The organism is Streptomyces sp. NBC_00096 (assembly GCF_045041305.1).
Classification (GTDB): Bacteria; Actinomycetota; Actinomycetes; order Streptomycetales; family Streptomycetaceae; genus Streptomyces.
Window position 1 is genome coordinate 2364883 of record NZ_CP108221.1, and the last position, 22395, is coordinate 2387277.

A 22395-nucleotide genomic window follows, 5' to 3' on the forward strand; every position below is an offset into this window, starting at 1 on the left:
GTCGAGCGTCGGGCTGACCCCACCCCCCAGCGGACCCGAACACCCGGAGGGCAAACCCAGCCCCGCCGGCGATTGAGGCGCGGGGCCCGGGGCCGAGCCCCAAGAAACCCGGGCTGCGCCCGGAACCCAACACCACACGCCGGACCGGCTGAGATTGCCGAGCGTCGGGCTGACCCCACCCCCAACGGGCCCCCACACCCGGAGGGCAAATCCAGCCCCGCCGGCGATTGAGGCGCGGGGTCTGGGGCGGAGCCCCAGGGGATCCGGGCTGCGCGTGGGCCCGGGCATCACGGGGTCGGGGTGAAGTCCGCCGCCGCGATGCCGCACCAGGGGATCGTCGCCGGGGGCCAGACCGGCCCGAGGGCCTCGCCGTGCTCGGTCGCGGCCGCGAGGACACCCGGGATCTTCACCAGCGTCTGCGGCCCCCGGGCCACCGGGGCTTCGAGGGCCCCGGCGGCCCGGGCATCCGGGGTTCCCGGCGCCTGGGCGTCCGGGGCCGCCCCGGTGGCCCGGGCGTCCGAAGCCCCGGCGGCGCGAGCGTCCGAGGCACCGGCGGCGCGGGTGTCCAGGGGCCCCGACCCCTCGGCCCCGGACGACCGGGTCCCGGACCTCGGGGGCCCGGATGCCCGGGTCCCGGATGGCAGGGTCCCGGATGGCAGGGTCCCGGACGGCGGGCCCCCGGACGGCGGGATCACGGACCCCCCGGTCCCAGACGGCGGGATCACGGACCCCCCGGTCCCAGACGGCGGGATCACGGACCCCGGGGTCCCGGACGGCAAGGGAGCGGCCTGCCCCGTTGGAGGGGCTTCTCGGAATTCCACCGTGACCACGTACGAACCCGGGACCGGGAAGCCGTTCAGCGCCTCGACCGTGGCCGTCACGCGCCGGCTCGCCGGATCGATTCGGCAGTCGGTGATCCGTACGTCGTCCCGCGCCGCCCCGGCCGGACGCGCAGGGGGGACGCCGCCGGCCCACACGTACAGCCCCAGCGGGGCGAAGACCAGCAGCCCCGCCACGAACACCAGGGCCACCAGCCAGCCCTGCCACTTCAACGCGCTCACGCCCATGGCACGATCCTCCCGGCCCCCCGCCCCACTCACCAGCACCCGCGGGCCCACACAGCATTTCGAAGTGGGACCGTCTCGCCACCTGACGTTCACTCAACCCGGCGCGGAATGTGGGTTTCCGCGAGCACGCTGCACCCGTGAGACGCATCCTAGGAATCGCCCTGGCGGTCCTCCTGATCGGCGGCGTGATGGCCGCCATCGCCCTCGGAGGAAAGCAGCGGGAGGGCACGGCAACGAAGACCGTGCGTGGCGTCATCGGTTCGGAGAAGTCCGAGTTCTTCCGCGACCCCGACGTGGTCAAGGCCCTTGCCGACAAGGGCTACACGGTGAAGACGGAGACCTCGGGCTCCTGGGCGATGGACCAGCTCGCCCTGAAGGAGTTCGACTTCGCCTTCCCCAGCAGCAGTGAACCCGCCAAGGAGATCGAGGCGGCCGCCGGAGTGAAGGGCGCCCAGAACACCAAGCCCTTCTTCTCCCCGCTCGTCGTCATCGCCCGCGCCAACGCCGCCAAGGTCCTCGCCGACCACGGGCTCGTGAAGATGAACGCCAAGAGCACCGGCACGCTCCTCCTCGGCCCCTTCCTCAAGGCAGCCGCCGAGGACAGGACATGGCAGCAGCTCCAGGGCGGCGCCACCGCCTACCCCGAGCTGGCCGGCACGGTGTTCGTCAAGACCACCGACCCGTCCACCTCCAACTCGGGCGCGCTCTTCCTCGCGACCGCCTCGAACGTCGCCAACAACGCGACCGTCGTCTCCGACGACGCCGGCATCGAGCGGACCGCGCCCCTGATGCGCAAGCTGATCTCGGTACAGGGCGCCCTGGAACAGAGCACCGACGACCCCTTCCGTTCCTTCATCAGCGGCAGCGGCGAGCCGCTCATCCTCTCCTACGAGTCGCAGGTGGCCAGCCTGCTCCAGCAGAAGCAGGACCCGGGCGACATGGTGGTGCTCTACCCCGACACCACCGTCAACTCCCCGCACACCTTCGTCCCGATCGGCGAGAAGGCCCGGGACCTCGGCAGCCTGCTGGCCACCGACCCGAAGCTGCGCGCGCTCGCGATCCGCCACGGGTTCCGGCCTCAGGAGGGGGTGACCGAGTTCACCGCCGCCACCGCGCCGCACACCGCGTACCTCAACCCGGGGCTGACCGGCATCCGCCAGGTCGGCGCACCGACCGTCAAGATCCTGATGGCGCTGGCCGCGCGCGCCAAGGGATAGGGGGACCCACACCATGACACTGACACCACCCGAAGGCAGCACGGACGCACCGCTCGTCCTGACCGCTCCCGGACCCGTCGCCCCCGTCAAGCGGGAGCAGGCCTCCGGCCTGGTACCGGTCCAGGACGGGGTGCGCGAGGAGATGGCCCGCCGGGCCGGGGAGTACGTCGGCTCGCTGGCCGGCATCGACAGCCGCTCCCCCGAGTTCGCCACCCGCATCGGGGAGATCTCCGGCCTCGGCGCCGCCGACATCCGGGGCGCCGCCCAGCAGTCCAACCGGATGCTGGAGCGGGCCGTGCGCTCCCTCGGCCCGGACGGCGGCGGCGACGCCCAGGCCCGCGTCGCGACCTCGCTGGTCGAACTGCGGCGCACCGTCGAGGACCTGGATCCGCGCGACACCCCGGCCAAGGGGATGCGCAAGCTGCTCTCCAGGCTGCCCGGCGGAAACAGGCTCCAGGACCACGTGGCCAAGTACGCCTCCTCGCAGACCACCCTGAACCGGATCGTCGGCGCCCTGCGCGGCGGCCAGGACGAGCTGCGTCGCGACAACGCCGCCCTGCACACCGAGCGCGCCCGCCTGTGGGAGACCATGGGCAAGCTCCAGGAGTACGCGGTGCTCACCGAGGCCCTGGACGCGGCCGTCGAGGAGCGCATCGCCGGCCAGGGCGACCCGCAGCAGGCCGACGCGCTGCGCGCGGACGTGCTCTTCCCGGTGCGCCAGAAGCACCAGGACCTGCTGACCCAGCTGGCCGTCTGCGCGCAGGGCTACCTGGCGATGGACGTGGTCCGCCGCAACAACGACGAGCTGATCAAGGGTGTCGACCGGGCCGCGACCACCACCGTGTCCGCGCTGCGGATCGCCGTGATGCTGGCCGCGGCGATCGACAACCAGACGAGGGTGACCGAGCAGATCAACACCCTGCGCGACACCACCGAGAACCTGATCCGGGGCAACGCGGAGATGCTGGCCTCGCAGAGCGGGGAGATCCAGCGGATCGCCGCCGACCCGGCGGTGGGCGCGGAGACGCTGCGCACCGCCTTCGCCCAGATCTACAAGACGCTGGACGCGATCGACACCTTCAAGGTGCAGGCCACCGAGAACATGGCGGCCACCGTGGAATCCCTGACCGGCGAACTGCAGAACGCCTCGGCGTACCTGGCGCGCACCCGTACCGCGAACGCCCTGGAGGGTGGGGCCCGATGAACGGCATCAGCATCCGCGGCGCCGTGATGCGCAGACGGCTGGCCGCCGCGGTGGCGTTCGCCGCGACCCTGCTCGGGGCGGGCGCGTGCACCTCCGGGGGCACTCCGCAGAAGCCGGAGCAGTCGGTCTACCAGGAGGGCAAGCTGCGGGTGCTGGCCTCCAGCGAGCTGTCCGACATGGACGAGGTGCTGAAGGCGGCGAAGGCCGCCACCGGGGTCGGTGTGGAGCTGACCATGTCGGGCACCCTGGACGCGGTCGAGCAAATCGCCTCCGGCAAGGCGGACGGAAAGTACGACGCCGTCTGGCTCTCCTCCAACGACTACCTGCGGCTGCGCCCCGAGGCCGCGGGCAAGCTGTCGAGCGAGACCCCGGTGATGTCCTCGCCGGTCGCCATCGGCGTGAAGCCCGCGGCGCTGGCCCGGCTCGGGTGGAAGCCCGAGCAGGTCACCTGGTCGGCGGTGCACGAGGCCGTGGCCGCCGGGAAGCTGACGTACGGGATGACCGATCCGGTGCGTTCCAACTCGGGCTTCTCGGCGCTGGTTTCGGTGGCCTCCGGGCTGTCGGGCGCGCAGGCCGCGCTGACCGACGCGGACGTGGCGAAGGCGCAGCCGAAGCTGAAGGAGTTCTTCACCGGGCAGAGGCTGACCTCGGGTTCCTCGGGCTGGCTGGCGACGGCGTACACCAAGCGCGGGGACGTGGACGCGCTGGTGAACTACGAGTCGGTGCTGCTGTCGATGAACCGGGACGCGAAGACGGACCTGACGGTGATCCGGCCGCTGGACGGCGTGGTCACGGCCCACTACCCGCTGACCCTGCTGACCTCGGCCCCGGCCGGGGCCCGCGAGTCGGGCCGGGCGCTGACCGAGTACCTGCGCGGCCCCGAGGCCCAGAAGGCGATCACCGAGAAGACCTTCCGGCGGCCCGTGGCCGCGGGGGTGACCCCGGCGGCGGGGCTGAACGCGGACAAGCGGCGCGAGCTGCCGTTCCCCGGCACCCGCTCGGTCGCGGACGGGCTGCTGGCCAGCTACGAGAACGAGCTGCGTCGGCCCTCGCGCACGGTGTACGTCCTGGACACCTCGGGTTCCATGTCCGAGGAGAACCGGATCGGCCGGCTGAAGGCGGCGCTCACCGAGCTGACGGGGACCGGGAGTTCGGGTACCGGGCAGCGGTTCCGGGACCGCGAGGAGGTGACGCTCCTGCCCTTCGGCGACAAGGTGAAGAAGGTGCTGACGCACGTGGTCGAGCCGGGCAACCCGGGGCCCGCCCTGGACGCGATCCGGGGTGACGTGGACTCGCTGCAGCCGGAGGGGGGCACGGCCGTGTACGGCAGCCTGAAGGCGGCGTACCAGCACCTGGGGCAGGGCAACGCGGAGGCGTTCACCTCGATCGTGCTGATGACGGACGGGCAGAGCGGCGACAAGGCGAAGGAGTTCGACACCTTCTACGCGGGGCTGCCCGAGGCGCAGAAGCACACGCCGGTCTTCGCGGTGCTGTTCGGCGACTCGGACCGCAAGGAGCTCGGCCACATCACCGAACTGACCGGCGGGCGGCTCTTCGACGCCACCGGCGGCAACGGTTCGCTGGACGGAGCCTTCGAGGAGATCCGTGGCTACCAGTAGAGCCCTCGGGGCAGGTCTTCTCCGGTACCTCGAATCGAAGAAGAACCTGGCGGGCGGCGCCTGCGGAGTGCTCGGGCTGGGCCTGACCCTCACCGGGGTGGCCGGCACGTACTGGCCCGTGGTGGTCGCCGGGCTGTACGCGGCGGGCGCGCTCATCGCCCCGCCGGACCTGCCCGAGCCCCCCAGGCCGCCGGAGCCCGCCGAGGAACTGGGTTTCGTACGGGAGGACTTCGCGCGGCTGCGGGAGTACGTGGCCGAGGTGGACCTGCCGGCGGAGCCCGCCGGGGTGCTGGCCGGGCTGCTGGAGCTGTACGCGGCGATGCTGGAGCCGGGGTGGGTGGCCGGCGTACTGGCCACCGATCCGGAGGCGGTGCACGCGCTGACGCGGGCCATCCGCACGGACGTGCCCGAGTGCGTGGACACGTACAACCGGACCCGCTGGTGGACCCGGCTCACGCCGGGCGGTGAATCGCCGGAGCGCCACCTGGAGCGGCAGCTGTCGCTGCTGCGCGAGGAGGCGGAACGCCGGACGGCGGACCTCCGTGAAACGGAGGCCCGCCGTCAGCAGACGCACACGACCTATTTGGAAGGTCGCAGGGAATCCTAGGTCGGGGAATCCCGCGTCAGCCTGTGGCCGGGGACAGCCGGCCGCAGGAGTTCGGTGGTGCCGGGACCCGGCACGGGGAGGGGCTCAGCCCAGGCGCTCGACGAGCGCCTCGTACTGGTCCCACAGCTCCTTGGGCGTGTGGTCGCCGTAGGTGTTCAGGTGCGCCGGGACCAGCGAGGCCTCGTCGCGCCAGACCTCCTTGTCGACCGTGAGCAGGAACTCGAGGTCGGCGGCCGGCAGGTCCAGGCCGTCGGTGTCCAGGGAGGCGACGGTCGGCAGGATGCCGATCGGGGTCTCCACGCCCTCGGCGGCGCCGTCGAGGCGCTCGACGATCCACTTCAGGACGCGGCTGTTCTCGCCGAAGCCGGGCCACACGAACTTGCCCGCGTCGTTCTTGCGGAACCAGTTCACGTAGTAGATCTTCGGGAGCTTGGACTGGTCCTTGCCCTTGGCCACGTCGACCCAGTGGCCCATGTAGTCGCCCATGTTGTAGCCGCAGAACGGCAGCATGGCGAAGGGGTCGCGGCGCAGCTCGCCGACCTTGCCCTCGGCGGCGGCGGTCTTCTCGGAGGCGATGTTCGAGCCGATGAAGACGCCGTGGTTCCAGTCGAAGGACTCGGTGACCAGCGGCACGGCGGAGGCGCGGCGGCCGCCGAAGAGGATCGCGGAGATCGGGACGCCCTTGGGGTCCTCCCACTCGGCGGCGATCGTCGGGCACTGCGAGGCGGGGACGGCGAAGCGGGCGTTGGGGTGGGCCGCCGGGGTGTCGTTCTCCGGGGTCCAGTCGTTGCCCTTCCAGTCGATGAGGCGCGCGGGCGCCTCTTCGGTCATGCCCTCCCACCAGACGTCGGAGCCGTCGGGGGTGAGCGCGACGTTGGTGAAGACGGTGTTCGCGTACATCGTCTTCATGGCGTTGGCGTTGGTGTGCTCGCCGGTGCCGGGTGCGACGCCGAAGAAGCCGGCCTCGGGGTTGATCGCGTAGAGGCGACCGTCCTCGCCGAAGCGCATCCAGGCGATGTCGTCACCGACGGTCTCGACCGTCCAGCCGGGGATCGTGGGCTCCAGCATGGCCAGGTTCGTCTTGCCGCAGGCGCTCGGGAACGCGGCGGCGATGTACTTGGCCTCGCCGGCCGGCGGGGTGAGCTTGAGGATCAGCATGTGCTCGGCGAGCCAGCCCTCGTCGCGGGCCATGACGGACGCGATGCGCAGGGCGTAGCACTTCTTGCCGAGCAGGGCGTTGCCGCCGTAGCCCGATCCGTAGGACCAGATCTCGCGGGTCTCGGGGAAGTGCGAGATGTACTTGGTGGTGTTGCAGGGCCACGGCACGTCGGCCTCGCCCTCGGCGAGCGGAGCGCCGAGGGTGTGGACGGCCTTGACGAAGAACCCGTCGGTGCCGAGCTCGTCGAGGACGGGCTTGCCCATGCGGGTCATGGTGCGCATGGCGACCGCGACGTAGGCGGAGTCGGTGATCTCGACGCCGATCGCGGAGAGCTCGGAGCCGAGGGGGCCCATGCAGAAGGGCACGACGTACATCGTGCGGCCCTTCATGGAGCCGCGGAAGATGCCGCCCTCTTCGCCCTTGCCGGCGAAGAGCTCCTTCATCTCGGCCGGGGCCTTCCAGTGGTTGGTCGGGCCCGCGTCCTCCTCCTTCTCGGAGCAGATGAAGGTCCGGTCCTCGACGCGCGCGACGTCGGAGGGGTCGGAGGCCGCGTAGTACGAGTTCGGGCGCTTGGCCGGGTCCAGCTTCTTGAAGGTGCCCTTGGAGACGAGCTCCTCGCAGAGGGCCTCGTACTCGGCCTCGGAGCCGTCACACCAGACGATGCGGTCCGGCTGGGTCAGGGCTGCGATGTCGCCGACCCAGGAGACGAGCTCCTGGTGGTTGGTCGGGACTCCGGAAGTGGTGCCAGCCGCGATGTCGCGCGCCACGATCGCTCCTTGTTGAGGGGTTTGATGGGTGTTGCCCCGTGGGGGCCGCGACCCGGACGCTTCGCGCTCCGCTCATCCGGTGTCGACCGCACTCATCTGATCATCCGGTGCGTGTGTGCATATGTCCAGGGGGCCTCTCACGTGAGCATCGCCACTCCGGTCAATCTTCCGTAAAGCGCACTAACGGAAACCTACGCAACCGTAGGTAGCATGGCCGGTATGACTTCTGACGCCGCTGCCGTGGCCGCCCCGGTGGTCGAATCCGCCGATCAGGAGGCCAAGCCGCTCATGCGCGGCTGGCTGCACACCGGCATGTTCCCCGCCGTCGTGATCGCCGGACTCGTCCTGATGGCCTTCACCGACTCGACGCGGGCCCGGGTCGCCTGCGGGGTGTACGTGCTCACCGCGTGCCTCCTCTTCGGGGTCAGCGCCGTCTACCACCGCGGTACGTGGGGGCCGCGCGGCGAGGCCGTCCTGCGGCGGCTCGACCACGCCAACATCTTCCTGATCATCGCGGGCACGTACACGCCGCTGACCGTGCTGCTGCTGCCCGACTCGACCGCGCGGACCCTCCTGTGGGCGGTCTGGATAGCGGCCGCCGCCGGCATCGCCTTCCGCGTCTTCTGGGTCGGCGCCCCGCGCTGGCTGTACACCCCGTGCTACATCGCCATGGGCTGGGCGGCGGTCTTCTTCCTCCCCGACTTCATGCGGACCGGCGGGATCGCCGTCCTGGTCCTGGTGATCGTCGGCGGCCTCCTCTACAGCGTCGGCGGCGTCATCTACGGCATGAAGCGCCCGAACCCCTCCCCCCGCTTCTTCGGCTTCCACGAGGTCTTCCACTCCCTGACCCTGGCCGCCTTCGTCGCCCACTACGTCGGCATCTCGCTGGCGGCGTACTCGCATTAGGGCGGTTTCCCGGCGGCGGAGCCCCGTCGCGGTGCGGTGCGACGGGGCTCCCTCCCCCACGGCCTGACGGGCCGGCTACGTGCAGGCGTACCCGTCCCCGTCCGGGTCCAGGCGCAGCGGGTCGCTGCCGTGGACCTGCAGACGGGGCGGGAAGCGGTGGGCGGCCAGCCAGTCGCAGCGGGCCTTCGTCGTCTCCTTCACCTCCGCCGGGAAGCGGGTCGGCACGCACACGTTGACCGTGCCGTAGTGCCGGTCACAGCCGGCCACGCTCGGGGCCACCGCCACCGAGTCGCGGGGGGCCGGATTCTGCTTGGGGGCCGCCTGCGGGGCGTCCGCGAAATCGTGCACGTGCGCCGTCGGGGCCTGCGCCGCCGCCGCGACCGAGGGTGCGCCGCCGAGGTGGACCCAGGTCGCCAGGGACGGGACGCCGGCCGCGTCCACGCCGAAGAGCATGTACCAGCCGGGCGGCGCCAGGTTGGGGTTGGTGGTGACGTTCAGGTCGATCGTCGTCCCGTTGACCACCGACATCGGCAGGTCCACGAACCGCTGGTTGGGGTCCGAGGAGTGGGTGACCGCCGCCGGACGGATCAGCTCCGCCTTGGTGATCGGCCGGTTGACGGTGATCCGCTGCGTGTCCCCGTACACCCAGTCCGTGTCGATGACCGAGGTGAGCTGGGGGCGCGCCCCCTTGAAGAGGTACGGCGGGGTGTAGATCGACACGTTGTTGTTGTACGTGCCGTTGCCCGGGTTGTCGCCGACCGTCATGACCCGCCCGTCGGGCAGCAGGAACCCGGCGGAGTGGTACGTGCGCGGGATCGGGTCGGCGGGCAGCCCGGCCTGGTACGTGCTGGTCACCGGGTCGAAGAACGAGGCCTCGTAGACCGGGTCGGCGCGGTCGTGCAGCCCGCCGCCGGTCTCCAGCACCTTGCCGTCCGGCAGCAGCACGGCCGACGCGTACATCTTGCCCTCGGCCCCGGTCTGCGGGCGCTTGCCCGCGCCCGTGTCGACCAGCCCCTGGGGGATGTCCGGGCCCGCCGTGTAGGCCGGGTTCGCCGCCTTGAGGTCGATCAGGTCGGTGAGGCGGTTCGCCGCCGGGTTGGTCTCGTTGTTGCCGCCGCCGATGGTCAGCACCCGCTGGTCCTGCGCCGGGGGCAGCAGCACGCTCGCCGACTCGTCGCGCTCGTCCTTCTTGCGCAGCCCGGGCACGTCCGTGACCGTGTTGGCGTTGTAGTCGTAGACGGACGAGCCGCTGCCCTGCGTGCCGTTGCCGAAGGTGTGGCTGCCCGTGTAGAAGAGCCTGCCGTCCTGCATGAGGATCATCGACGGGTACAGGCCCCAGTACGACCACGTCTGGTTGACCTCGTTCAGCGGCAGCCACTTGCCCTGCGCCGCCGAGAACTTCTCCGCGGTCACGTTGCCCGTCGAGTCCTCCTTCAGACCGCCGAAGGAGATCACGTCGCCGTTGCCGAGGACGGTCGCCGACGGGTACCAGTGCCCGCCGTTCAGATCGTTCGTCTTCGTGTACTTCTCGGTCGCCGGATCGAAGAGGTACGAGTCCTTGAGGCCCTGGTAGCCGATCTTGCCGTCGGCCGACGGATAGCCCTTGTTGCCGCTCATCACCAGCACCCGGCCGTCGGACAGCTGGACGTGCCCGGAGCAGAACATGTCCACGGGCGTCGGGATCGTCTTGAACGAGCCGTTCGCCGGATCGTAGACGGCGGAGGTGAAGGTGCCCGCGTTGAACTGGGAGATGTCGTTGCCCGAACCGGCGATCAGCAGCACCTTGCCGTTCTTCAGCACCACCGCGTGCATCGAGCGCACCGGGTTCTTGGCCGGGATCACCTCCCACTTGCCCTTCGCGCACTCCTCCGCCGTACCCGTGCAGGAGGGCTGCGGCGGGGTCGCGCCGACCTCCTCCACCACGTAGTCGTCACTGGTCACAGCGCCCGCCCCGTAGACGGACAGCCCCCAGGTGATCTTGTCGGTGCCGGGCGGGACGACGGGCGTACGGACCTGCGTGCGCGACCAGCCCGCGCTCACCGGCGGGTTCGCCAGGTCGGTCCAGTACTGCCAGCCGGCCGTCGCGTCGTGCCGGAACACCGTCACCGACACGTCCGGGGTGTCGGACTTGTACCAGGCCGACAGGTCGTACTGCTTGCCCGGCGTGACGGCGGGCGCGCAGGCGGCGTTCTCGGTGACCATCGCCTTGCGGTCGCCGCTGACCCGGCGGGTCAGCGCGACCCTCATGGCCTTGGTCCCGGAGTGCGCGCCGGCGACGGTGGTGAAGCTGAAGTCGTTGTCTCCCCAGCCGGACCGCTCCCAGCAGGACGGCATGTCGGCGCCGGGCCCGCCCGCGGTCTCGAAACCCGGGTTGGTCAGCAGATTGGGCGCTCCCGAGGCCTGCTGCGGTGCGGTCAGCAGCAGGCCCGCGGTCATCGCCCCGACGGAGAGCAGGGCGGCCCGCCACCGTGCCCTGCGCCGGATCTTCCCATCCATACGGACGTTCCTTTCGCTGTCAGGACCCTTCGGTGCGGCTCAACTCGGGTCGCTGTGGCCTGCCTTGCGCCGCGGGAGGTAGACGAGTGCTTCCGTCGCCGCGAACCGCAGGACGAACGTGGTGACCAGCGCGAGCGCGGTCGCGGCCAGTACGCCCAGACCCCAGCTGCCGACGAACACCGCGATCAGCGGGATCCGCAGCAGCAGATCGGCGTTGGCCAGCACCGTGAAGCGCCCGATCCGGTCCGCCCAGTGCCGGTGCCGGCGCCGGTCGCGGAAGAGCAGGGTCTCGATGAGCAGGAAGTTCCACATCACGCCGGCCTGGTTCGCCACCACCTCGGCGAGGAGGTAGTTCAGGCCGGTGTGCGTGAGCAGCCACAGCGCGGCCAGGTTCGGGACGAAGCCCGAGAGCCCGATGAGACCGAAGCCGATCATGCGGGCCAGCGGGGTCGCCGAGCGCAGTGCCGCGAGGTGCGCGAGGAAGCGCAGGCCCTCGCGGGCGGTGGACTTGGACTCCCCGGAGAAGCGGTCCTGGAAGACGAAGGGCACCTCTGCCACGCGCGCGGGCCGGCGGCGCACGGCCAGCTCCAGCAGGATCTTGTAGCCCAGCGGCTTCAGCGCCCCGGTCGCACCCGTCCCGCCCGTCCTGTCCGTCCCGCCTGTCCTGTCCGTCCCGCCGGTGCCGCCCGTCCCGCCTGCGCCGCCCGTCTCGCCGGTGATGGCTGCGCGGCGCATCGCGAAGAAGCCGCTCATCGGGTCGCTGATCCCGCGCAGGGCGCGCGGGAAGAGCCCCTTGGCCAGCCAGGTCGCCCCGCGCGAGACGGCGATCCGGTAGCCCCCGGCGAGCCCGGCCCGGCTGCCGCCCGCGATGTAGCGGGAGGCGACGACCAGGTCCGCGCCGGTGCGCGCGCCCTCGCCGACCAGTTCGGGGACCAGGTGCGGCGGGTGCTGGAGATCGGCGTCCATGACGACGATCCAGTCGGTGTCCGCCCGCCCGATCCCCTCCACGACGGCCCCGCCGAGCCCGCCCGCGGGGCTCTCGCGGTGCAGGACCGCCACCGGGAAGGCGCACTGGAGGGCGGCCCGCTCGATGACGGCCGGGGTGTCGTCGGTGGAATCGTCGACGAACAGCACCTCGCAGGGCAGGTGCGCGGGCAGCGCGGCGGCCAGCCGGCTCAGCAACTCCGCGATGTTCCCGGCCTCGTTGAAGGTCGGGATGATGAGGGTCACGCTGCCCGGGGCGAGCGCCCCGGCCGGCTCGAGCACCACCGGAAGGTCGGCCTCCGGATCAACCGGGGCGTGCGGGGTCCGCAGGTCTTCGCTCATACCGGATCAGCTCCCGTTGACGGCGCGGTCGGTGCCCTGGTCCGCGCCGCCGCTGCGGTCGGTGCGGCGGATCTCGATGCGGTCCTCGCCCGTGCCGAAGACGGCGACCGGCGTCGAATGCTCCAGCGCAGCCTTCACATTGGGCAGCGTCACCGCGTCGCGGCGGACGGTGGGCGAGGAGACCACGTAGTCGATGTCCTGCCAGCCGCGCGGCAGGGTCCTGGTGACGGCCGGGTCGAGGTCGGCCTTGTAGAACCAGATGGCGCCCGGCCCGGGAGCGAACCCCTGGTGCACGGCGTCCAGCCACAGCGCGTCGTCGACCAGGACCCGGGTCGAGGCGGGGTCGGGCACCTCGCGCCCGAGCCAGGCCGCGGCCTGCCGGTACGGGGCGTTCGCGTCGACCGTGAGCGCCGTGCGGTTGCCGTCGTACCAGCGCGGGAGCACGTACACGGCCGCCGAGGCGGCGAGGACGCCGACCAGCGCCCAGCGCCCGTACGCGAACACCCGTCGCTCCCCCGGCGCGCGGCGGCGGCGCAGCACGGCGTGCGTGACGCTGGCCGCGCCCCCGGCCAGGACCAGCGCCAGGAACGGCAGCGCCTGGATCACGTACATCGCCGGGAGGTAGCCGGAGGGCCGCAGTGCGACGAGGGCGAGGATGACGGCGGCCAGCGCCGGGCCGGCCAGCGCCCGGGCGGTGACCGACCAACGGGTGGTGGTCAGGAGCAGCGCCGCTCCGGCCAGTCCGCCGAGCGGCAGCACCGTGTCGTAGTACAGCCAGGACTCGAAGACCCCGTGCGAGCCGGAACCGGGGTCGAGGATGAAGCCGGAGCCGGCGCGGCCCATCTGGTAGGTGATGCCGTCGATGAGGGAGACGTGACCGGCGCCGGGCAGCAGCTCGGCGTTGAGCAGCGCGTACAGCGGGTACGTGAGCCCGATGAGCGCGCAGGCGGTGACGGCTCCGGTGACGGCGAACTTGCGGGTGTCACGGTGGCTGTGGCGCCACATCGTCACCAGCAGCGCCGGGAGCACCACCAGCATCGTCTCCTTGGTCAGGACGGCGGTGGCGGCCGCCAGGCCCGAGGCGAAGTGGTGCCACAGGTGGCGGCTGGGGGACGCCGCGAGGCAGAACGCCAGCAGCATCCACATCACGGCGATGTTGTCGAGGAAGATCTCCCGCTGCAGTACGACGGAGAGCGGGGAGAGCCCGAACAGGCCCATGGCCAGGCCGGCCGCCCAGCGCGGCAGCCAGAGCCGGCGCGCGAGCACGTACAGCAGGACGGCGCTGGCGGCTGAGACCGCGAGCATCGAGAAGCGCATGGGCGCCACGGTCATCGAGTCGGGCACGAGGAGGGACGGCAGGTAGGTCAGGCCCGCGATCTGGATCCAGCCGAGCGGCGGATGGTCGTACCAGTAGGTGTAGTGGGCCAGGCCCCGGCCCTGCTGGACGGCCCACGCCTGGGCCAGGTAGGTGCCCTCGTCGTCGCTGAGCGTCGGGAAGTTGGTGATGTTCCAGCCCTGTACGAGGACGATCGCGAGCAGCAGCACCCCGCAGAGCAGCAGGTCGGGGCGCGAGGAGCGGAACCGGACCGGTGCGCCGCGCCGGGCCGCGGCGGCGGTGGTGGACGTGGTGTCCGCGGCGCCGCGGCGCTGGGCGGGGATCCGCACCGGGGCCGGAGCCGGGGCCGGGGTCAGGGGCGGAGCCAGTGTCGCGGTCGCGGCCGTGGTCGTGGCCGTGGTCGCGGTCGCGGTCGGATCGGTGGCGGCCGGCTGGGGCTCCGGATCAGTGGCCGTGGGCACGGTGGTGGTCACTGGTGACTGTCCTCTCGGCTCGTGACGGACGCGGAAACAGCGGAGACGGCGGAAACGGCGGCCGCCCCCGCGAGGTGCGCTCCGGTGTGACTGGTCAGCTCCCAGTCGCTCCGTCCGCGCTGCTCGCGCCAGACCGCGCGGATCGCGGCGCCGGCCAGCATCACCTGGTAGAACGGGCCGCCGACCACGAGCTTGACGTAGTGCAGGAAGCGCACCCGCAGCCCGTACTGGCGGCCGAAGTCGTGGAGGCCGACGACCTCGAAGACGAAGGTCACCATCGCGGTGATCATCGGCAGGAAGGTGACGATCGCGATGCCGACCGGGACGTCGAGGAGGACCGCGACGGCGAAGTTGACCGGGATGACGACCCCCGAAGTGGCCTGCATGAAGGGGGTCATGAGCGTGTAGCGGGCCAGCCAGCGCTGGCCGCGGCCGGGCAGCTGCTGCCAGTCCTTCTTCCGGTACACCTGGAGGAAGCCCTGGTTCCAGCGGGTGCGCTGCTTGAGCAGGCTCACCAGCGAGCCCGGGGTCTCCTCGCGGGTCACCATGTCGGAGTCGTACGCGACGACCACCTTCTTGCCCGCGGAGGACAGCCGCACGCCCAGGTCGCAGTCCTCGGCGAGGCAGTTCGGGTCCCAGCCGCCGGCCTCGCGCAGCACCTCGGTGCGCACGAAGACGGTGTTGCCGCCGAGCGGGATGAAACCCTTCTCGGCGTGCAGGTGCAGCCGGGAGCGGAACCAGAAGAAGTACTCCAGGCAGTTGCGCAGGCTGTACCAGCTGGAGTGGAAGTTGATGAGCTGGACCCCGCCCTGCACCACGTCGGCGCCGGTGGCGCGGAAGGCGTGGTCCACGTGGGAGAGCAGCTCGGGGTGGACCTGGTCCTCGGCGTCGAAGACCCCGACGATGTCGCCCCGGCAGTGCGGGAGGGCGGTGTTGAGGGCCTTCGGCTTGTTCTTGACCTCGTTGTGGTCGGTGATGACGCGTACGAGACCGGGCGCGCGGGCGGCGGCCCGCTCGGCCACCTCCGCGGTCCCGGGGTCGTCGTGGCCGACGATCACGATGATCTCGTAGTCGCGGTGGCTCGATTCCAGGAGCCGCTCGATGGTGTGCTCCAGGACCGCCTGCTCGTGGCGGGCCGGCAGGAGCAGCGAGAAGGCCAGCCGGCCGCCGCCGTCGGGGCGGTCGAACCGGGTCGCGGCCAGGGTCTCGGGCGTCCTCCACGCGTGCATCTGCCACCAGAGCGTGAACGCGGCCATCCAGAAGAGCGCGAGTGACACGACACAAATGAACACGGATATGAACAAACCGTCCCCCACAGACATGCCGCAACCCCAGGCGGCGATCGTCGAACCCCCCGGGACGGACGCGCGGCGGGCTCCCCTGCCCGCCACCTCGCTCCGCCCTCGATTCCCCCTGCGTGCGCAACCCCCCGGTGCGCGCGTCGGCGCCGTGAGCACCGTCAGCGCTGACGGCGCCGACGGTCACTCATCGGTGACTGATCGGTGACTCCCGAAGTCATGAGATTAGGCAGCGAACATGACATCGAGGCGTTGCCCGGATAAAAACCACGTTTCCGAACTCCCGCTTGAGCAACCGGAATTGACGCTACTCCAGCCCTTTCAGGGGCGAACCGACCCCAACTGCTCGGCCAGCTCGACCGGATCTGTCGTAGGCCGCGCGCAGACGAAATGTCGACACACATACGCCGTGGGGAGGTCGTGCACCAGCGTGCGCTCGGCCAGAAGGGGGAACTCCCCACCACTGCCGTCCGCCGCCCTCGGCAGCCCCGACGCCACGACCGCCCCGGGAGCCGTCCCCAGCAGCGCCACCCGGTGCAGCTCCGCCCGCGCCGGATCCTCCGGATGGCCGACCACGGCCACCTCGCGCGGCCCGTCCACGAGCGCCTCGGCGACCGCCAGCCCGTGCCCGATGAACCGCGGAGCGCGGGGCCCCAGCGCGTGCACCACGGCCAGCGCCCGCTCGGCGGCCGTACGGTGCGCCTCCGAACCGGTGTGCGCGGCGTACGAGAGCAGCGCGCCGGCGGCGGCCGTCCAGCCCGAGGGGGCCGCGGTGTCGGTGGGGTCCTGCGGCCGGCGGATCAGCCGCTCCGCGTCGTGCGCGGTGTCGTACAGCGTGCCGTCCTCGGCGGCGAACAGGTCCAGGACCAGGTCGACGAGGAACCCGGCGAATTCCAGCCAGACCCCTTCGCCGGTGACGGCCGCCAGGGCCAGGAAGCCCTCCGCCACGTCCCCGTAGTCCTCCAGCACCCCGGCGTTGACCCCGACGTGCCCGTCCTTGCTGGTCCGCGCGAGGCGCGCCCGCCCGGCCGCCGCGTCGAAGTGCACCCGCACGAGGAGATCGGCGGCCTCCGTCGCCCGCTCCACCAGATCGGGCCGGTCGAAGTAGGCCCCGCATTCGGCGAGGGCGGCGATGGCCAGCCCGTTCCACGCGGCGACGATCTTGTCGTCCCGGCCGGGCGCGGGCCGGCCGGCGCGGGCCGCGAGCAGCCGCTCCCGGATCCCGTCGAGCCGCTCCGGTTCGACGTCCGGTCCCTGAGCCGGGAGTTGCAGCACGGACGTGCCGTGCTCGAAGGTCCCCTCCTCCGTCACCCCGAAGCAGGCGGCGGCCAGATCCCCGTCCTCCTCCCCGAGCACCTCGCGCAACTGGGCGGGGGTCCACGCGTAGTAGGCCCCCTCCACGTGCTTGCCGGTGACCGGGTCCTCGCTGTCGGCGTCCAGCGCGGAGGCGAAACCGCCCTCGTGGGTGCGCAGTTCGCGGACCATGAAATCGGCGGTGCCGAGGGCCACGCTCCGGGCGAGATCCGATCCGGTGGTCCGCCACAGATGGGCGTACACCCGGCAGAGCAGGGCGTTGTCGTAGAGCATCTTCTCGAAGTGCGGAACCACCCACTCCCGGTCCACGGAGTACCGCGCGAACCCGCCCCCGAGCTGGTCGTAGATCCCGCCCCGGGCCATGGCCTCACACGTGTCGGCGGCCATCTGCAACGCCCCCTCGGACCCGGTCCGGGCGTGGTGGCGCAGCAGGAACTCCAGCACCATGGACGGCGGGAACTTCGGCGCGCCGCCGAATCCGCCGCGCGTGGCGTCGTACTCCCGCGTCAGTCCGAGCAGCGCCTGCGCGAGCTCCTCGGGACCGGGGGTTCCGGCCTTCCCGTAGTCGAGCTGCCGCCCCGCGAGGTCCCGTACGATCCGCTGCGCGACCTCGGCCACCTCCTCGGGCCGCCCCACCCACGCGGCGCGCACGCCTTCGAGCACCTGCATGAAGGAGGGCATCCCGTGCCGGGGCTCGGGCGGGAAGTAGGTCCCGAAGTAGAAGGGCTCGGCGTCGGGGGTCAGGAACACCGTCATGGGCCACCCGCCCTGCCCGGTGGCGGCCTGCACGGCCTCCATGTAGACGGCGTCGATGTCGGGGCGCTCTTCGCGGTCGACCTTGATGTTGACGAAGTGTTCGTTCATGTAGGCGGCGACGAGTTCGTCTTCGAAGCTCTCGGTCGCGAGGACATGACACCAATGACACGAAGAGTAACCAACGCTGAGCAGTACGGGCACGCCCCGCTCCCGCGCCTCCGTGAAGGCCTCCGGGGACCAGGGCCACCAGTCGACGGGATTGTCGGCATGCTGGAGCAGGTACGGGGAGGTCTCGTTCGCAAGGCGATTCGGCATGCGGCCTATCCTGCCCCAAGGGCTTGCCTCGCCTCACAAACCGGCGCCGGTGTCCGGGCGCGGGCCGGTCCGTGGCGCAGGAGTGGGTTCGGTCGTCAGCCCCGGTGGCGTGGGCCCGGATGCGGGCGCGGATGCGGGTGCGGGTGCAGGAGATGGGGCAGCGTCCGGCTTCCGGATCAGGTGTCCAGGTGTCACAGGACAGTAAGCTGACCCCAGCAGCGTCGGACCTGTCGAAGCTCCCCGGAGGAGGTACGCCATGACCACCGAGATGGTGGCACCCGCCTGGATGCACGCACAGATCAGCGCGGAGCAGTACGACTCCTGGTCCGAGGAGCAGTGCGCCGGCATCGAGATCGTGGACGGAATGGTCGTCGTGAGCCCGAGCGCGTCCAAGCGGCACAACCGGCTGGCCCGAATCCTGGCCAATGCCCTGGACGCCGCCGCAGGCCCGGACTGGAACGCAGACACGGACTTCGACGTCCGCCCGCAGGACGTTCCGCTCACCAACCGCCGTCCGGACGTCGTCGTCTACCGGGCGGAAACCATCGATCTCTCCCCCACCCGCCCCGAACACGTACTCCTGGTCGTGGAGGTCGTTTCACCCGGCTCGGAGACCACCGACCGGATCGTGAAGGTGGACCAGTACGCCAAGGCCGGCATCCCCTTCTACTGGCGGATCGAACAGGCCGCCACCGGTGTGCCGATCATCTACACCTATGTTCTGGACCCCGCCACCAGGGCCTACAGGGACGGCGAGATGTTCACTGGCGTGATCAAGGCTGCCGCGCCCTTCCCCGTCACCGTGGACCTGGGAGCCCTCTGACGGCGGCATCCGCGGAGGCGGCCCCACCGGTACCCGGTCCGGGCCGGTTCGGACCGGTCGCCCCGGCCCCGGGCGTTGTCCTCGTCGGCCGGCGCGGGCTTCTCGTAGTGGAGCCGGAAGCCCCGGTCGGGGACTTGTTCCGGTGGGAGGAGCTTGCGGCCGGTGGCGGCCGTCAGGAGCAGTGTCGTCGTCGCGCAGGGCTCACGAGCCCCCCACCCTCTGTTCACCGGGCCACCATGTGCGACCGATTGTGCGTCAACTCCCTCTGAACTAGCTCAGATTCTCTCGCGCTCGCGACCGTACCGGCGGACACTTGTCGCACCATGCCGGAGCTCTCTGAGGGGGATTGCCGATGCGGGACAGTCATCGCGGTGAGGCCGAGCGGCTGCTGGGGCGGGCCGTGGAGGAGGAGTCCCGGCGGGGGGCGAGCGGGGCGGCCGGTACTCCGGAGGCCAGGGCGGCGCTGCTCGCGCGCGGCAAGCAGGCTCTGGACGGGCTCGCGGCGAGCGCGTCCGCCGAGTACGAGGCGTACGCGCGTGCCCTGGACGAGGCGGCGGCCGGGGACGAGTCGCTGGGCGAGGCCTTCCGCCGGGCGAACACCTCGACCGCGCTGCTGGTGACGGCGGTAGCGGCGGCCGCCGCCTTGGGGGCCGACCTGGCGTTCGGGGTGGCGGCCGGCACCGCGCTGACCGCCGGCGCCGTGGTGGGCGTGGCCGGGGCGACGGCGACGGTGCTCAAGGTGACTGCCCTGCACCTGCCCGCGGCGAACCGGCGCGCCGGGGAACTGGGCCGCCCGGGCGGGGCGGAGCAGCTGAGGCTGCAGTGGCTGTCGGCGCTGGAGGTGCGCGGGATACGTCCGTTCCTGGAGCAGCAGCGCAAGGTCGCCGTGAGTTCCCATCCCCCGCACAAGGTGAACGGGAACGGTGCGGGCGGCGCCCTCCAGCTGCGCGGGGCCAACCGCAGCGCCGAGGCCCGCCGGCGGAGCATGCTCGAGCAGTCCTTCGGGCAACTCCCCGAACTGGACGGGGTGTTCGTGGGCCGGCGGGCCGAGCTGGCCCGGATCGCCCAGTGGGTGCAGAGCGCGCGGGCCAGTACCGAGACCCGGCCGGTGGTCGTGGTGCTGCACGGCGAGCCGGGGGTGGGCCGCACCACGCTGGCGCTGCACGCGGCGCACGCGCTGCGGGACCAGTTCAAGGGTGCCTGCGTGGTGGACCTGCGGGGCGGTGGCGCCGCCGAGAGCCCGCTGCCGACCCGCGAGGCGCTGCTGCACCTGATGAACCGGCTCGGGGCGCCCCGCGAGCAGCTGCTGTTCCGTGAGGGTTCGTCGGCGGACCAGCAGGTGCGCAGACTGGGCGAGTTGTACCACCAGCACGTGCAGGGCACCCCGGTGGCGGTGGTCCTGGACGATGCCGTGGACTCCGCGCAGGTACGGATGCTGGTGCCGGAGCGCTCCGAGAGCCTGGTCCTGGTGACGGCGCGGGAGCCGCTGGAGCTGCCCGCCGACCTGGCGGCCTGGGTGTACCAGCTGCCGGTGACCCGGCTGGCGCGGGAGGCCGGCTCGGAGCTGGTGCGGGCGGCGGGCGCGAGGGCCGCGTCGGAGGCGGAGGCGGCCGCGGGCGCGACCGGGTACCCGCACCCCGAGGAGGCCGTACGGGGGCTGCTCGCGCTCGGCGCCGGTCTGCCGCTGGCGCTGCGCGTGCTGGCGCCCCTCGGCGGCACCGCCGGCGCCGGGGGCACCCCCGCGACCCTCGCGACCCCCGCGACCCCCGCGCCCCCCGCTACCCCCGCGGGCACCCCCTCCCCCGCTCAGGACATCGCCGGTTCCCTGGGCGCCGCACTCGACCTGGCCTACGCCGCGCTGCCCGAGGAGCGGCGCCGGCTGCTGCGCCGCCTCACCCTGGCGGGCCGGGCCTCGCTCGGGGCGGCGGCCGCGGCGGCGCTGATCGACGCGGACCAGGTGGAGGCCGGGCGGCTGCTGCGCGAGCTGGCACGGGCGGGGCTGCTGGACCACGTGCGCGGGGACCGGTTCCGGATGCACGACGCGGTGCGCGCGTACGCGGCGGCGCGGCTGGCCCGGGACGAGGACCGGGCCGGGGCCTCGGCGGCGCACGAGCGGCTGATCCGTACGTACGCGCAGCTCGCGGACTCGGTGATCCGGATGGTCGACGGGAAGATGTCCACGCGGGCGAACGCCCTGTCGAAGGCGGGCACGGTCGGCGGGCACGGCTTCGTCTCCCTGGACGCGGCGCTGCGCTGGCTGGACGACGAGTCGAGCTTCATCACGGCGGCGCTGCGGCATTCGGAGGGCGTGGACCAGCAGGCGGTGCTGGACCTGCTGGGCGCGCTCTGCGATTTCTGCCTGCTGCGCGGCGACCTGTACCGGCTCGGTGAGATCAACGAGCTCACGCAGGCCGTGGACCAGGGGCTGCTGGTGCGCTCGGTGCAGTGGCGCACGGGCATCGCGGCGCGCCAGCTCGGTGAGCTCGACAAGTCCCGCACCACGCTGACCTCGCTGGTCGACCAGTACATGGAGGCCCATCAGGAGGCGGGCGCGGGCATGGCGCTGGTCTCGCTCGGCATCACGCTGCACCACCAGGGCAACCTTCCCGAGGCCTCGGCCCGTATCCGCGAGGCGCTGGTGCTGCAGGCTCCGGAGGAGCTGGCGGGCGACCGGGCGTGGGGGCTGCACGCGCTCGGCGCGGTGGAGCGCGACCGGGCGAACCTCGCGGAGGCGCTGCGGCTGCTGCGCGAGTCGCTGGTCCTGCACCGCGAGAGCGAGAGCGTGCACGGCGAGGCCTGGGCGCACCTGCAGCTGGGGCAGGTGTACCTGCGCCTGGGCGAGGTGCCGCGGGCGGAGGCGGAGCTGAGGCTGGCCCTGGAGCTGTACGGGCGCACGCGCGACGACCGGGGGCAGGCCTGGGCGCTGACCCAGCTGGGCCGGGCCCGGGTGGTCGACGGGGATCCGGGGCCGGCGCTGGAGCGGCTGCGCGACGCGCTGGTGCGGCACCGGGAGTCGGAGGACGCGCGCGGTGAGGCGTGGACGCTGTACTACCTCGGGCAGGCGCTGGAGGAGGCCGGGGAGCGGGACCGGGCGGTGCGGGAGCTGGAGCGGGCGCGCACGATGTTCTCCCGGATGCGGGACGTGTACGGGCTGGCGCACGCCCGCCACCATTCGGGCCGGGTGACGCGCGACCAGCGGGCGACGCAGACGGGGAACCTGAAGAACTCCGGTTTCGCCCGCCAGCTGCTGGTGGACGCGCGGGCGGACTTCCGGCGGATCGGGCTGGCCCACGGGGAGGCCTGGACCTGTCTGGAGCTGGCGGTGGTGGACGCGGGCAACGGGCGGGTGGCGCAGGCGCTGGGGCTGTGCGAGGAGGCGGTGCGGCTGTTCATCTCCTACGGGGACCGGCGCGGGGAGGACTGGGCGCGCTTCCTGCGCTGCACGCTCCTGCCGTACGCGCTGCCGGAGGCCTCCGACGAGGCGCGGACGGAGCTGGCGCGGCTGGCGGCGGCCCCGCATCCGATGCGGGACGGACGGCTGGAGGACGCCCTGGAGTCCTACACGGTGATCCTGGCGCGGGGGGTGGACCCGGCGGAGGGCTGGCAGGCGTGGCGGCTGTCGCTGGTGCCGAACCTGCATTCGCGGGAGATCATGGGCGTCCCGGTGGCACCGTCGGTGGCCTAGGGCGGCCTGGGGCCCGGCGTGCGGCCC

General features: G+C 72.2%; 14 protein-coding genes. 7 read left to right on the forward strand and 7 right to left on the reverse strand.

Annotation, left to right across the window (positions count from 1 at the left end; translation table 11 throughout):
• Positions 1-287: 287 nt before the first annotated feature.
• The gene (locus OG904_RS10070) at positions 288-1061 is read right to left on the reverse strand and encodes a hypothetical protein (protein WP_405489501.1); all 774 of its coding nucleotides are present in this window, start codon (positions 1059-1061) and stop codon (positions 288-290) included.
• Between the two features lie 116 nt (positions 1062-1177).
• Here OG904_RS10070 and OG904_RS10075 point away from each other — a divergent pair, with 116 nt between their 5' ends.
• Genes OG904_RS10075 through OG904_RS10090 form a run of 4 tightly spaced genes read left to right on the forward strand, consistent with a single transcriptional unit; the run spans position 1178 to position 5714 of the window.
• Complete coding sequence (locus OG904_RS10075; protein WP_405489503.1) at positions 1178-2284, forward strand: hypothetical protein; 1107 nt, start codon at positions 1178-1180, stop codon at positions 2282-2284.
• 13 nt (positions 2285-2297) lie between these two features.
• Positions 2298-3488 carry a toxic anion resistance protein gene (locus OG904_RS10080; RefSeq protein ID WP_405489505.1) on the forward strand — a complete coding sequence of 397 codons (1191 nt, stop codon included), beginning with the start codon at positions 2298-2300 and terminating at the stop codon, positions 3486-3488.
• Entirely contained in the window at positions 3485-5107 is a 1623-nt protein-coding gene (locus OG904_RS10085) for a substrate-binding and vWA domain-containing protein (protein ID WP_405489507.1), read from the forward strand. The genes OG904_RS10080 and OG904_RS10085 overlap by 4 nt, the downstream gene beginning before the upstream one ends.
• On the forward strand, positions 5094-5714 hold the full coding sequence (locus tag OG904_RS10090) for a hypothetical protein (RefSeq protein WP_405489509.1): 621 nt from the start codon (positions 5094-5096) through the stop codon (positions 5712-5714). The genes OG904_RS10085 and OG904_RS10090 overlap by 14 nt, the downstream gene beginning before the upstream one ends.
• A gap of 84 nt (positions 5715-5798) precedes the next feature.
• On the opposite strand, the gene OG904_RS10095 is transcribed toward OG904_RS10090, so the two are convergent.
• Complete coding sequence (locus OG904_RS10095; RefSeq protein WP_405489511.1) at positions 5799-7640, reverse strand: phosphoenolpyruvate carboxykinase (GTP); 1842 nt, start codon at positions 7638-7640, stop codon at positions 5799-5801.
• Between the two features lie 219 nt (positions 7641-7859).
• Between OG904_RS10095 and OG904_RS10100 the strand changes: the two genes are divergently transcribed.
• The gene (locus tag OG904_RS10100; protein ID WP_405489513.1) at positions 7860-8546 is read left to right on the forward strand and encodes a hemolysin III family protein; all 687 of its coding nucleotides are present in this window, start codon (positions 7860-7862) and stop codon (positions 8544-8546) included.
• Positions 8547-8621: 75 nt separating this feature from the next.
• Here the strand turns inward: OG904_RS10100 and OG904_RS10105 are convergent, their stop codons facing one another.
• The 5 genes from OG904_RS10105 to OG904_RS10125 form a co-directional block, all read right to left on the reverse strand.
• Entirely contained in the window at positions 8622-11042 is a 2421-nt protein-coding gene (locus tag OG904_RS10105; RefSeq protein ID WP_405489515.1) for a galactose oxidase-like domain-containing protein, read from the reverse strand.
• 39 nt (positions 11043-11081) lie between these two features.
• Positions 11082-12368, reverse strand: a complete 1287-nt coding sequence (locus OG904_RS10110) for a glycosyltransferase (RefSeq protein ID WP_405489517.1) — start codon at positions 12366-12368, stop codon at positions 11082-11084.
• A 6-nt stretch (positions 12369-12374) separates the two neighbouring features.
• A complete protein-coding gene (locus OG904_RS10115) occupies positions 12375-14060 on the reverse strand; it encodes an ArnT family glycosyltransferase (protein ID WP_405497912.1) in 1686 nt (561 codons plus the stop codon).
• 113 nt (positions 14061-14173) lie between these two features.
• Positions 14174-15499 carry a glycosyltransferase gene (locus OG904_RS10120; protein ID WP_405489519.1) on the reverse strand — a complete coding sequence of 442 codons (1326 nt, stop codon included), beginning with the start codon at positions 15497-15499 and terminating at the stop codon, positions 14174-14176.
• Between the two features lie 297 nt (positions 15500-15796).
• The gene (locus OG904_RS10125) at positions 15797-17860 is read right to left on the reverse strand and encodes a thioredoxin domain-containing protein (RefSeq protein ID WP_405489521.1); all 2064 of its coding nucleotides are present in this window, start codon (positions 17858-17860) and stop codon (positions 15797-15799) included.
• Between the two features lie 256 nt (positions 17861-18116).
• On the opposite strand from OG904_RS10125, the gene OG904_RS10130 reads away from it, so the two are divergent.
• Complete coding sequence (locus tag OG904_RS10130; RefSeq protein ID WP_405489523.1) at positions 18117-18683, forward strand: Uma2 family endonuclease; 567 nt, start codon at positions 18117-18119, stop codon at positions 18681-18683.
• A 352-nt stretch (positions 18684-19035) separates the two neighbouring features.
• Positions 19036-22368 (forward strand): tetratricopeptide repeat protein, encoded by a 3333-nt coding sequence (locus OG904_RS10135; protein WP_405489525.1) that lies wholly within the window; start codon positions 19036-19038, stop codon positions 22366-22368.
• Positions 22369-22395 lie beyond the last annotated feature (27 nt).

Coding starts and splice junctions, on each gene's coding strand:
- OG904_RS10080 (WP_405489505.1), top strand. CDS start 2,298: ATGACACTGACACCACCCGAAGGCAGCACGGACGCACCGCTCGTCCTG.
- OG904_RS10085 (WP_405489507.1), top strand. CDS start 3,485: ATGAACGGCATCAGCATCCGCGGCGCCGTGATGCGCAGACGGCTGGCC.
- OG904_RS10100 (WP_405489513.1), top strand. CDS start 7,860: ATGACTTCTGACGCCGCTGCCGTGGCCGCCCCGGTGGTCGAATCCGCC.
- OG904_RS10105 (WP_405489515.1), bottom strand. CDS start 11,042: ATGGATGGGAAGATCCGGCGCAGGGCACGGTGGCGGGCCGCCCTGCTC.
- OG904_RS10110 (WP_405489517.1), bottom strand. CDS start 12,368: ATGAGCGAAGACCTGCGGACCCCGCACGCCCCGGTTGATCCGGAGGCC.
- OG904_RS10120 (WP_405489519.1), bottom strand. CDS start 15,499: ATGTCTGTGGGGGACGGTTTGTTCATATCCGTGTTCATTTGTGTCGTG.
- OG904_RS10125 (WP_405489521.1), bottom strand. CDS start 17,860: ATGCCGAATCGCCTTGCGAACGAGACCTCCCCGTACCTGCTCCAGCAT.
- OG904_RS10130 (WP_405489523.1), top strand. CDS start 18,117: ATGACCACCGAGATGGTGGCACCCGCCTGGATGCACGCACAGATCAGC.
- OG904_RS10135 (WP_405489525.1), top strand. CDS start 19,036: ATGCGGGACAGTCATCGCGGTGAGGCCGAGCGGCTGCTGGGGCGGGCC.